9 protein-coding genes and 1 tRNA gene are annotated in these 12,092 nt (G+C 63.7%); 8 read left to right on the top strand and 2 right to left on the bottom strand.

Annotated elements, in window-relative coordinates; genetic code table 11:
- The first annotated feature begins 133 nt into the window (after positions 1–133).
- The 3 genes from IVB07_RS14750 (at position 134) to IVB07_RS14740 (ending at position 1,828) form a co-directional block, all read left to right on the top strand.
- Positions 134–222 (top strand) — tRNA-Leu (locus IVB07_RS14750).
- 160 nt (positions 223–382) lie between these two features.
- Positions 383–1,633: a multidrug effflux MFS transporter gene (locus tag IVB07_RS14745; protein WP_247767733.1), complete on the top strand. Its 1,251-nt coding sequence runs from the start codon at positions 383–385 to the stop codon at positions 1,631–1,633.
- Between the two features lie 54 nt (positions 1,634–1,687).
- A complete protein-coding gene (locus IVB07_RS14740) occupies positions 1,688–1,828 on the top strand; it encodes a hypothetical protein (protein ID WP_247361954.1) in 141 nt (46 codons plus the stop codon).
- Positions 1,829–1,837: 9 nt separating this feature from the next.
- On the opposite strand, the gene IVB07_RS14735 is transcribed toward IVB07_RS14740, so the two are convergent.
- Both IVB07_RS14735 and IVB07_RS14730 read right to left on the bottom strand, forming a co-directional pair.
- The gene (locus IVB07_RS14735) at positions 1,838–3,421 is read right to left on the bottom strand and encodes a glycosyltransferase family 39 protein (protein ID WP_346658292.1); all 1,584 of its coding nucleotides are present in this window, start codon (positions 3,419–3,421) and stop codon (positions 1,838–1,840) included.
- Positions 3,422–3,661: 240 nt separating this feature from the next.
- Entirely contained in the window at positions 3,662–5,269 is a 1,608-nt protein-coding gene (locus IVB07_RS14730) for an ABC transporter substrate-binding protein (protein ID WP_247767732.1), read from the bottom strand.
- A 280-nt stretch (positions 5,270–5,549) separates the two neighbouring features.
- Between IVB07_RS14730 and IVB07_RS14725 the strand changes: the two genes are divergently transcribed.
- The 5 genes from IVB07_RS14725 (at position 5,550) to IVB07_RS14705 (ending at position 12,080) form a co-directional block, all read left to right on the top strand.
- Positions 5,550–6,680, top strand: a complete 1,131-nt coding sequence (locus IVB07_RS14725) for a M20/M25/M40 family metallo-hydrolase (protein WP_247767731.1) — start codon at positions 5,550–5,552, stop codon at positions 6,678–6,680.
- A 168-nt stretch (positions 6,681–6,848) separates the two neighbouring features.
- On the top strand, positions 6,849–7,790 hold the full coding sequence (locus IVB07_RS14720) for an ABC transporter permease (RefSeq protein WP_007602533.1): 942 nt from the start codon (positions 6,849–6,851) through the stop codon (positions 7,788–7,790).
- A 20-nt stretch (positions 7,791–7,810) separates the two neighbouring features.
- Positions 7,811–8,698 carry an ABC transporter permease gene (locus IVB07_RS14715; protein WP_085351104.1) on the top strand — a complete coding sequence of 296 codons (888 nt, stop codon included), beginning with the start codon at positions 7,811–7,813 and terminating at the stop codon, positions 8,696–8,698.
- Positions 8,699–8,712: 14 nt separating this feature from the next.
- Complete coding sequence (locus tag IVB07_RS14710; RefSeq protein WP_247299806.1) at positions 8,713–10,362, top strand: ABC transporter ATP-binding protein; 1,650 nt, start codon at positions 8,713–8,715, stop codon at positions 10,360–10,362.
- Between the two features lie 212 nt (positions 10,363–10,574).
- The gene (locus IVB07_RS14705) at positions 10,575–12,080 is read left to right on the top strand and encodes a M81 family metallopeptidase (RefSeq protein WP_247299781.1); all 1,506 of its coding nucleotides are present in this window, start codon (positions 10,575–10,577) and stop codon (positions 12,078–12,080) included.
- Positions 12,081–12,092 lie beyond the last annotated feature (12 nt).

Here is a 12,092-nt window from a genome sequence, read left to right as displayed (position 1 = left end):
GCAACAACAGATGTCCGGATTGAGGCTTTGCCTTGTGCCGCCGGCTCGCCTAAGGAAGAACCACCCTCCGGCCTGCAAATGCCAATTCCAGACCGCCGGCAAGGGACTTAAGTGGCTGATCTCGTTGGATCAAGCGGGCATGGCGGAATTGGTAGACGCAAGGGACTTAAAATCCCTCGGCGCGCAAGCGCTGTGCCGGTTCGACCCCGGCTGCCCGCACCACGAAAGCTGCGCGGAGGATCCCGCCGCGCGCGGCGGCCGCGAGCGCTGATACCTCATCAATTCCTGTCTGCTCCTGCACCGCCTGCCAGCCATCCCGAAACGTTGCTTGTGCAACGCAGCATTGAAGATAGATAAGGGCCTCAAATCAGAGGTGAGCTTCTTGTCCGACGTCAATGCCGACGACTGGGTGTCCTCGGGACACCGTCCCATGGGTTTCCCCGAATTCGTCATCGTGATCGCGTCGATCATGGCGCTGAATCCGCTTGCGATGGACATGATGCTCCCGGCACTGCCCAATATCGGGTCGGCCTTCAATATCCCCGTCGCCAACCATCTTCAGCTGGTGCTGTCGACCTTCCTGATCGGCTTTGGCGCGGGGCAGTTCGTCATGGGCGCGCTGTCGGATCGCTTTGGCCGCCGCCCGGTGCTGCTCGGCGGGATGGCGGTCTATGCGGTGGCAAGCGTGCTGGCGATTGCGGCGCCGTCGTTCGAGACGCTGCTGCTGGCACGCGCACTGCAGGGTTTCGGTACCTCGGCGACTCGCGTGATCGCGACCTCGATCGTGCGCGACTGTTACGTCGGCCGCCGCATGGCGAGCGTGATGTCGCTTGCGATGATGATCTTCATCGCCGTCCCCGTGATCGCCCCTTCGTTCGGACAGGCGGTGCTGCTGGTGACGCAATGGCGCGGCATCTTCGTCGTGCTGATGCTCTACGGGCTGCTCGCGCTTGCATGGTCCGTGCTGCGGCTTCCGGAGACCCTGCCTGAGAGCGAACGCAGGTCGCTTGCGCCGGCCGACGTGCTCACGGCCTACTGGCAGACCGTGACCCATCGCCAAACCCTCGGCTATGCGCTCGCCGCCGGTAGCGTCATGGGCGCGCTGTTCGCCTACGTATTTTTGGCTCAGCAAGTTTTTGTCGGCATCTATCACCTCGGCCATTATTTTCCGCTCGCCTTCGCCGGGATCGCGGCCGGCACCGCCATTGCCGGCTTTCTCAATGCGCGATTCGTCGGGACCCTCGGCATGCGCGTGATCTCGCACGGCGCGCTGACGCTCTACACCGCGGTGGCGGGAGTGATGCTGCTGACGGAAAGCCTCGCCGCGTTGCCGCTTCCCCTGTTCATGGTGCTCTCGGCGCTGATGATGTTCTCGTTCGGCATGATGGTCGCCAACTTCACTGCACTCGCCATGGAGCCGCAGGGCCACATCGCCGGCACGGCGTCCTCGCTCTACGGCTCGATCACCACGCTGATCGGCATCGCCGTCGGCATGGCCATCGGACAAAGCTTCGACGGCACGTTGCTGCCGTTCTCGGTCGGCTTCTTCGTGTCGTCCCTCGCCGCGCTCGCGATCGTGCTGGTGGTGGAGAGAGGACGGTTGTTCAGGCCGCATCATCGCGCCATCGGCTGAGGAACTCCGTGGCGCTCTCGATGTTGTACTGCAACAATTTGAAAGGGCGCTTCAATGGAACCGAAACACCGTAAAGACCACGACGCCGCGGAACGGGCGGAGACGGAACGCACGCCGTCGAGCGCCGAAAAGACCGCCGTCACCGTGCCATTCGTGAGTGAAGGGCTCGAGCGGGTCCGCGACAGCCACTGCTGAGCAAGACGCCTATTCCGTTGCGCGCCTGCTGGCGCTGAAATCGTCCGCAATGCCTTCGGGTGCCGCGCCGCTTCCACGGGGCGGCACCATCAGCACAACCACTTCCCGCGTGAGACCGGGCCGGCCCCATAGCTGCGCCTGTATGATAAGTTCCCGCCTGATGAAATGCTCGGCGCGCCCGGCCACCGAGTCCATCCACCGGCTGCAATCATCCTGATCGCGAAAACAGAGCGCGGCCCAGCCGCGCTCCAGCGTCGTCTTGTGCGGCAAGCCCCCGGGATATTGATCCTCGAACGGCCGCACGTGGTGCGGGTGGTCCGGGCTGTAGAAGGCTGTCGCGAAGGCCGGTGAATCGTCGCCGCTGACGGCGGCGAGCGGCTCGTCCGTCAGTTCGCGCCACTCGCGTGTCAATCGGCTCGCCGCTTGCGCGTAGAAATTGCGCCCGTGATCGTTGCGATAGACCGCGTGGGTCGGCGCGGCGACGAGGACGGCCGTGAGCGCGACAACGGCCACGACCACGGTGAGGTTGACGGTGTAAAAGCGCTCGATTGAATAATTTGTGCCGCAGACCACGAGAATGGCGAACAGAAACAACCCTTGCAAAGCCCACAGCGACGGCAGATCGGTGCCCATCACGAGCGAGATCAGGACCGGCAGCGCAATCGTGCCGACGGCAACGCAAAAGAGGAGCCGCAGGCCCGGATTCATCGCCGCGAAATCGTCCGGAAACTGCTTCAGCCGCGTGCCGGCGATTAATACCCAGCTGACGGCTGACACACTCATGGCCGCCAACAGGCCCAAAAGGAAGTTCCTGACATCAGCAGCAGAACTCGCCGCAGTGCCGTTGGCATGGTTCAGCGCGTAGGTGAAGGTCGATGCCCCCGTGGTCGCGAGCCAATGAAGATGCGGTGACAGCGCCGCAAGCCCGACGACGACCGAAATCCAGGGCGAGGCGGAAGTGAAATAGGCGCGTCGCGCCGGATGCGCCAGCGCGGCAAACGTGAAGCTCGCGACAAGGAAGATCGAATAATATTTGCCGACCATGGCCAGTGCCGTCGTGCATCCCACGGCAACCGCCCACGACGCCGCTCGGGTCTCGAATGCGCGCAGGAAGCACCAGGTCGCCAGTGGCCAGACGGCCAGCAGCACCGCATTGGCGTTGAAGCGCTGGGCATGGAATTGATAGGCCGGCGTCAGCATCAGGAGCAACAGCACCAGGACGCGCTTGTGCCCCGTCACGAATTGCCGCGCGATCCGATCAACGAAGACCAGCGCAAGCCCGGCATTGGCCATCGCCATCAATTGCAGCGACCAGTCGGTGAGCGGAAAAATGGCGCTCCAGCTCGCGGCAACCCAGCCGGTCAATGGCGGATGCTTGGGATAGCCCCACGCGAAATGCCGCCCCAGCGTCCAGGCCTCCAGCGTATCGGGGTGCAGACCGCTGCCGGCATAGGCGACTGCCAGATAGAGCGTCCAGATCCCGACGAAGCAGGCGACGAGAAGCGGCACGGCCCAGCCCGTCTCATGGCCATCGAGCCAACGCCGGAATGGCCGGCGCCATCGTGCCGGCGCGCGATCGGACCGTTCGGCCATCGCCTGGAATGCAAAATCGATCGGCACTGGAATCAAATGGAGGAAGGAAGATGATGCGCGAGCACGACACATCTAGTTCTGGATCGAAACAAATAGCAATGATCGCAGACTGGGAACGTTGAAAGCATCCGCTTTCTCAGCCGGCGTAAGGTCAACAAAGGACCGAGACTGGCAAAAGAGCGGCGCCGCTGATGACAGCGGCGCCGCATGATGATCCGGACGAAAGGAAGGGCCTTTGCCCTACTCCGACTTGTCGACGTTCCAGAACAGCGGGGTCGCGGGACCGTCGAGCACGCCGGTCAGCGATTTGCGCCAGCCGCTCGGCAGGAGATACTGCCCCAGCGGGATGTAGATCACCTGCTCATAGGCTTCCTTCTGGATGTCAGCGGCGATCTTCTTCTGATCGTCGAGCGAGGCGGCGCGAACGAAGTCGTCCTTGAGCTTTTCGATCTTGGCGTTCTCGGCCCAACCGAACCAGCCCTTCTTGCCCTGGCCGCCGATCGAGAGATTGGCGATCGGGTTGGAGACGTCGGCCGCGACCCAGTTGGTGAAGAACATGTTCCAGCCGCCCTCTTTCGGAGGCTTCTGACTGGCGCGGCGGCTCACCACCGTCTGCCAATCGGTCGCTTGCAGGTCGACCTTGAAGCCGGCCTCGCGCAGCAACTGAGCCGCAACGATCGGCTGCGCCTTCAGCGTCGTGACATCGCCGGGGGCCATGATCACGATCGGGGTGCCGTCATAGCCGGATTCGGCGAGCGCCTTCTTGGCTTCGGCCATGCCGTTGCCCTTCACCAGGGTCTCGGCACCGGCCTCCGTCGCGAACGGCGTATCGCACACGAAGAAGGCGCCACAGACCTTCTGATATTTGGCGTTGCCGACGAGCGCGTCGAGAACGTCCTTCTGGTTTATCGCCAGAAAGGCAGCACGGCGCACTTTGACATTATCGAACGGCGGATAAAGGAAGTTCATCCGGCCGAGCGTCTGGAAACCGAACTTGTTCGAGACCTCGATCGTGATGTCCTTGTTCGCTTCCAGTAACGGGAGCATGTCGTAAGGCAGATTTTCCACGAAGTCGACGTCGCCCGACTGCAACGCGTTCACCGCGGTCTGCGAGTCCGGCATGGTGATCCACTCGACGCGGTCGACCTTCACCACCTTGCCGCCGGAGGTCCAGCTCGACGGCTCCTTGCGCGGCACGTAATCGGTGTTCTTGACGTAGACCGCCTTCACGCCCGGCTGGAATTCCGACTGCACGAACTTGAAGGGCCCCGAACCGATCTGCTCGGGGATCTGCTTGTCCGGCGGCGTCTCGGCGAGGCGCTTCGGCATCATGAAGGCAACGCGGGAGGACGGCTTGCCGATCGAGTCGAGCACGAGGCCGTAGGGCTCCTTCAGTTTCAGCGTGATGGTCTTGGCATCGGTCGGCTCGATGCTGGCGGTGAAGTCGAGCAGTTTCTGGCCCATGCCATCGACTGCGGCCCAGCGCTTGAGCGAGGCGACGCAGTCCTCCGCCGTCACCGGCGCACCGTCATGCCACTTCAGGCCGTCGCGCAGCGTGAACGTGTAGGTGAGCTTGTCGTCGGAGATCTTCCAGTCCGCCATCTGCGGCTGGATCTTGAAGTTCGAATCGGGCGCCACGAGCGTGTCGTAGATCATGTAGCCATGGTCACGCGTGATGTAGGCCGTGGTGAAGATCGGATCGATGATGCGCAGATCCGAATGCATCACCGCCGTGATGGTCTTGCCGGCCGCAAGCACCGGCGAGGCCAGTGCGGTCGAAAGCGCGACGACCGAAAGCGCAAGTTTGGAGGCGAACGCGCGAGGCCCCCGGCGCATCAACTTAAACATAAAAAGTTCTCCTGACGTGAAACTGTTCAAAGGCAGGTTATTGATTGAGCATCCGGTTCGTTCTTTAGGCGAACTAACCTCATGCAATGCCTTTATCTTTTCGAGACTTGCAGACGGTGCCGAGCGCGTCAATCCGGTTTCGCTGCAAGCCCAAGCGGCGCGCACACGGACTCCACAAGGATCGGTTTGGCTCTACAACACTCTCCGCCTGTCCTGCCCCGCGCCGATGCAATGCGCGTTCCATGTTCCAAAGCCCAAGAGACATTGGAGAGACATTGAGATGAATCCAGCCAATCTTCCCTTCGATTCCGAAGCGATGCTACAGGGTCTGCGCGGCTGGGTGGAATGCGAAAGCCCGACCTGGGACGCGAGCGCCGTGAACCGCATGCTCGATATCGCAGCGCGGGAGATGGCGATCATGGGTGCGACGATCGAGCGCATCGCCGGTCTCCAGGGCTTTGGCGGCGTGATCCGCGCCCGCTTTCCGCATCCGAAGCAGGGCGAACCGGGCATCCTGATCGCCGGACACATGGATACGGTCCACCCCACGGGCACCATCGAGAAGCTGAAATGGCGCCGCGAGGGCAGCAAGTGCTACGGCCCCGGCATCTACGACATGAAGGGCGGCAATTATCTTTCGCTGGAAGCCATCCGCCAACTGGCCCGCGCCTCGTTCACGACGCCACTGCCGATCACCGTGCTGTTCACGCCCGACGAGGAAGTCGGCACACCCTCCACGCGCGATATCATCGAGGCGGAAGCCGCGCGCAACAGATACGTGCTGGTGCCGGAGCCCGGCCGCGCCGACAACGGCGTCACCGCCGGACGTTGCGCCATCGCGCGCTTCAATCTCGAGGCGACCGGCCGGCCCAGCCACGCCGGCGCGACCTTGTCGGCGGGCCGCTCGGCGATTCGCGAGATGGCGCGGCAAATCCTCGCCATCGATGCGATGACGGGCGAAGACTGCACGTTTTCGGTCGGCGTCGTGCATGGGGGTCAATGGGTCAATTGCGTTGCCACGACCGCCACCGGCGAAGCGCTTTCGATGGCCAAGCGCCAGGCTGACCTCGATCGCGGCGTCGAGAGGATGCTGGCGCTCTCCGGTACAACCAATGATGTCACCTTCAAGGTGACGCGCGGCGTGACACGTCCGGTTTGGGAGCCCGATGCCGGCACCATGGCGCTGTATGAAAGGGCGCGCGGGATCGCCAAGTCGCTTGGCGCAGAACTGCCGCATGCGAGCGCCGGCGGCGGCTCCGACGGCAATTTCACGGGCGCAATGGGCATCCCGACTCTCGACGGCCTGGGCGTGCGTGGCGGCAACGGCCACACGCTCGAAGAGTATATCGAGGTTGAAAGTCTGGTCGAACGCGGCCGGCTGATGGCGGGGCTGCTCGCGACTCTGGAGTAACGGCGCGAGCCACATCGCCAAAACCGGGCCAGATCACCGAAACAAGTTGACCGCACTGCAAAAACGGTGGCCCGGATGGCATGGGAATTGCTGAAATGTTAGGCTGGTGGCAGAACCCCAGGCTCCAGCCGCTGTCTCTGATTTGACTCTCATCTGACGGGATCCAACTTGCTCGGATATCTCCTTCGCCGAATTCTCGCCGCCGTGCCTGTGATGGGCGTGGTGGCGCTGTTCGTCTTCCTCCTGCTCCGCCTCACCCCGGGCGATCCCGCCGCGATTCTGGCCGGCGACAACGCCACGCCGGAGCGGCTCGAGCGCATCCGCACCTCGCTCGGGCTCAATGAGCCGCTGATCGTGCAGTTCATCACCTGGCTGAACAAGCTGCTGCATGGCGATCTCGGAACGTCACTCATCTCCAACCTTCCGGTGATGAAGATGATCGGCCAGCGGGTCGAGCCGTCGATCTCGATCGCGCTGTCGACCATCATCCTCGCCGTCATCGTCGCGGTTCCCCTAGGTGTGATCGCGGCGTGGAAGCACGGCACCTGGATCGACCGCTTCGTGATGGGCCTGTCCGTGCTCGGCTTCTCGGTGCCGGTGTTCGTGGTCGGCTACATCCTGATCGAGGTCTTCGCGATCGACCTGCGCTGGGTGCCGGTGCAGGGCTTCCGCAGCATCTCGAACGGGTTTGGGCCGTTCTTCGAGCGCATCATCCTGCCGACCTGTGCGCTGTCCTTCATCTATATCGCGTTGATCGCGCGCATGACGCGCGCGGCGATGCTCGACGTGCTCGGGGAGGACTACGTCCGCACCGCGCGGGCAAAAGGCATCAACGAAGTCGCCGTGATGATGCGGCACGCGCTGCGCAACGCGGCCGTGCCCGTGATCACGGTGATCGGCACCGGCTTTGCGCTTTTGATCTCCGGGGTCGTCGTCACCGAGAGCGTGTTCAACATCCCCGGCATCGGCCGCCTCACGGTGGATGCGGTGCTGGCGCGCGACTATCCGGTGATCCAGGCGATGATCTTGCTGACGTCGCTGATCTATGTCGTCGTCAATCTCCTGATCGACGTCGCCTACACGCTGCTCGATCCCCGGATCCGGTACTAGGGCTAAGGATAACAACAAAAATGTCGGTCGATACCCTTCCCCAGTCCTCCATCCCGATCACGTCGCCGCTGCGACCGCGCCTCGGATTCCTGACCTCGACGCCGATCATCGCGGCGGCGACCATCTGCCTGGTGTTGGTTGTGCTGATCTCGATCCTGGCGCCGTTGATCGCGCCGTATGATCCGATCCAGCTTGCGCCCTCGCAGCGGCTGAAGCCCTCTTCGGCGCAATTCCTGCTCGGCACCGACGCCTATGGCCGCGACCTGCTGTCGCGCGTGATGTATGGCGGACGCATTTCGCTTCTGATCGGCATCGGCTCGGCGATCATGTCGATCGTCATTGGGTTGGCGATCGGCCTCGTCTCCGGCTTCTTCAAGCTGGTCGATTCCGTCATGATGCGGATCATGGACGGCCTGATGGCAATGCCGAGCATCCTGCTGGCAATCGCCGTGGTGTCGCTGTCCGGCGCCAGCCTCTGGACGGTGCTGATCGCGATCACGATCCCCGAAGTTCCGCGCGTGGCACGCCTGGTGCGTTCGGTCGTGCTGTCGGCGCGCGAAGAGCCCTATGTTGAAGCGGCGATCTCGGTCGGCACATCCCTGCCAAAGATCATGTGGCGGCATTTGATGCCGAACACGATCGCACCTCTGATCGTGCAGGGCAGTTACGTCTGCGCGTCCGCGATCCTTACTGAGGCCATCCTCTCCTTCCTCGGCGCCGGCATCTCGCCGGAGACGCCGACCTGGGGCAACATCATGGCCGAGGGCCGTCAGTACTTCCAGCTCAAGCCGACGCTGATCTTCTGGCCGGGCCTGCTGCTCTCGATCGCCATCCTCAGCATCAATTTGATCGGCGACGCCGCCCGCGATGCACTCGATCCGCGCATGAAGCAGCGGGAAGGCAAATGATGACCGATCAAGTGATGACCAGCCCCATCCTCGACATCAACAACCTCGTCGTGTCCGTCGGCAAGAAGCCGAATGCTGCAAACATCCTCGACGGCATCTCGATCCAGGTGCACGAGCGCGAGACGCTGTGCCTTGTCGGCGAAAGCGGCTCAGGCAAGTCGGTGACCTCCCTGACCACGATGGGTCTGCTGCCGAAGGGCACGCTCGTTCCCACCGGCGGCAGCGTCAAGCTGGTCGGCGAGGAGATTCTCACCGCGACCGACCGCCGCCTGCGGCAGCTCCGCGCGACCCGAATGGCGATGATCTTCCAGGAGCCGATGACGGCACTCAATCCGGTGATGCCGGTCGGCCGTCAGATCGACGAAGTCCTGCGCGCGCACACCAAACTCGACGCGAAGGCGCGCAAGAAGCGTATCCTCGACATGATGGAGCAGGTGCGCCTGCCCCAGGTCGAGCGTATCTTTGCCTCCTACCCTCACCGACTCTCCGGCGGTCAGCGCCAGCGCATCATGATCGCGATGGCGCTCGTGCTCGAACCGAAGCTGCTCATTGCGGACGAACCGACCACCGCACTCGACGTCACCACGCAGAAGCAGATCTTGACCCTGATCCGCGACCTCCAGCGCGATCACGGAACCGCCGTGCTGTTCATCACCCACGACATGGGCGTGGTCGCCGAGATCGCCGACCGCGTCGCCGTGATGCGGCAGGGCCGACTGGTCGAGACCGGAACGCTGGATTCCATCCTGCGCAATCCGACCATGGAGTACACCCGCAACCTGCTTTCCGCAGTGCCGAGCCTGGTGCCGCGCGCGGCACGGCTTGAGACCAAGGAACCGGTGGTGCTGGAAGCCAACGAGCTTGGGAAGGTCTACCGCGAGCGCGCGTTCTTCGGTAAAGGCCGCGAAGTCGTCGCTGCCGACAAGGTCACGCTGACGCTGCGCAAGGGCCGCACGCTCGGCATCGTCGGCGAGAGCGGCTCAGGCAAATCGACCGTGGCGCGCTGCATCGTCCGCCTGATCGACCCGACTTCGGGCGGCGTGCGCCTCTCCGGCCGCGAGATCTCGGACATTTCGCGGCGGCTGTTGCAGCCGCATCGGAAGAAGATCCAGATCGTATTCCAGGACCCCTACCGCTCGCTCAACCCGCGCGTCACCGTCGGCGAAAGCATCGCGGAAGGCCCGATCAATTACGGCGTGTCGCATGCCGACGCAACGAAGCGTGCGCGCGAATTGCTCGAGCTGGTCGGCCTGCCCGCCGATGCGGTCGCGCGCTATCCGCACCAGTTCTCCGGCGGCCAGCGTCAGCGCATTGCGATCGCCCGCGCGCTCGCACTCGATCCCGACGTGCTGGTCGCGGACGAGGCGGTCTCCGCCCTCGACGTCTCCGTGCAGGCGCAGGTGCTGGAACTGTTCGACGAGATCCAGCAGCGGCTCGGCATCGCCATCCTGTTCATCACTCACGATCTACGCGTCGCAGCACAGATCTGCGACGAGGTCATGGTGATGCAACACGGCCGCGTCGTCGAGCAGGGTCCGGCCGCCGAAGTGCTGACGCATCCGAAGGAGGCGTACACCAGAGCCTTGCTCGAGGCAGCGCCAGGCCGCGGCTGGGATTTTGCGAACTTCCGGCCGGTGGCCGAGGGCGCGGCGGCCAGCGCCTAGTCTCTCGCCTCGTCATTGCGAGCGCAGCGAAGCAATCCAGACTGTCCCCGCGGAGGGATTCTGGATTGCTTCGCTTCGCTCGCAATGACGGTGGTTGCGACAAGCATTCCCAAAACGGCTTGACGCCATGCGCGGCGCGATTGCTTCCCGGCTTGCTCTCGCCGCAAGCACAGGGCTAACGTCGCGCACTTTCAATTGCTGGACTTGAGTTGATGACACGTATCGCCGTCGGCGGCTTCCTGCACGAGACCAACACCTTCGCTCCGACGAAGGCGACGTTCGCGGACTTCCAGCACGGCGGCGGCTGGCCGGCGATGACGCAAGGTCCCGACGTGCTGAAGGTGATGCGCCGCATCAATGTCGGCCTCGCCGGTTTCGTCGACAGCGCCGAGGCCCACGGCTGGGAACTCATTCCAACGATTGCCTGCGGCGCGAGCCCTTCGGCGCATGTCACCAAGGACGCCTTCGAGCGCATCGTGAAGGTCATGGTCGATGGCATTGCAGCCGCCGGCCCGATCGACGCCGTCTATCTCGATCTGCACGGCGCGATGGTCACGGAACATCTCGACGACGGCGAAGGCGAGATTCTCGCGCGCGTGCGCCGCGTCATCGGCAAGGACATTCCGCTGGTCACCAGCCTCGATCTCCACGCCAACGTCACCCCCGAAATGATTGAGCATGCGGACGCGCTGATCGCCTACCGCACCTATCCCCATGTCGACATGGCCGAGACCGGCCGCGCCTGCGCGCAACATCTCGCATTGCTTCTGAAGACACAGCGGCGTTTCGCAAAGGCCTTCCGGCAATTGCCGTTTCTGATTCCGATCAGCTGGCAGTGCACCAACGACCAGCCGACCAAACGCATCTACGAAAAGCTTGCCGCGCTGGAGAGCGACGCGGTTCCGACGCTGTCCTTTGCCCCCGGCTTCCCCGCCGCCGATTTCCGCGATTGCGGGCCGAGCGTGTTCGCCTATGGCAAGACGCAAGCCGATGCCGACCGCGCGGCGGATGCGATCGTGAAGCTGATCGAAAGCCACGAGGACGATTTCGACGGCAAGATCTGGTCACCTGATGACGGCGTACGCCACGCGATGGAACTCTCGAAGGGCGCCAGCAAGCCGATCATCATCGCCGACACCCAGGACAATCCCGGCGCCGGCGGCGATTCCGACACCACCGGCATGCTACGCGCGCTGGTCCGCAACAAGGCCAGCGCCGCGACCGGCGCGATCTACGATCCGGAATCGGCCAAGGCCGCGCATGCAGCCGGCGCCGGTGCCACCGTGACGCTGTCGCTCGGCGGCAAGTCCGGCATTCCCGGCGACGAGCCCTATCGTGCGACCTTCGTCGTCGAAAAACTTTCGGACGGCCGCTTCATCGCGCCCGGTCCCTACTACGGCGGCCGCGAGATGGAGATGGGCCCGTCGGCCTGCCTTCGCATCGGCGATGTCCGGGTCGTCGTATCCTCGCATAAGGCGCAGCTCGCCGATCAGGCAATGTACCGCTATGTCGGCATCGAGCCGACCGAAGAGAAGATTTTGGTCAACAAGAGCTCGGTGCACTTCCGCGCCGATTTCGAGCCGATCGCAGAAAAGCTGATGATCTGCGCCGCCCCCGGCGCGATGCCCGCGGACACAGCCACGCTGCCATGGACGCGCCTGCGGCCGGGCATCCGCATCAAGCCGAACGGCCCGATTTTCACTCCCTCCTCACGCTAACTGGACAGAACA

It is taken from the genome of Bradyrhizobium sp. 172 (assembly GCF_023101065.1).
GTDB classification, from domain to species: Bacteria; Pseudomonadota; Alphaproteobacteria; order Rhizobiales; family Xanthobacteraceae; genus Bradyrhizobium; species Bradyrhizobium canariense_D.
This window is presented reverse-complemented; position numbering and strand designations above follow the sequence as displayed.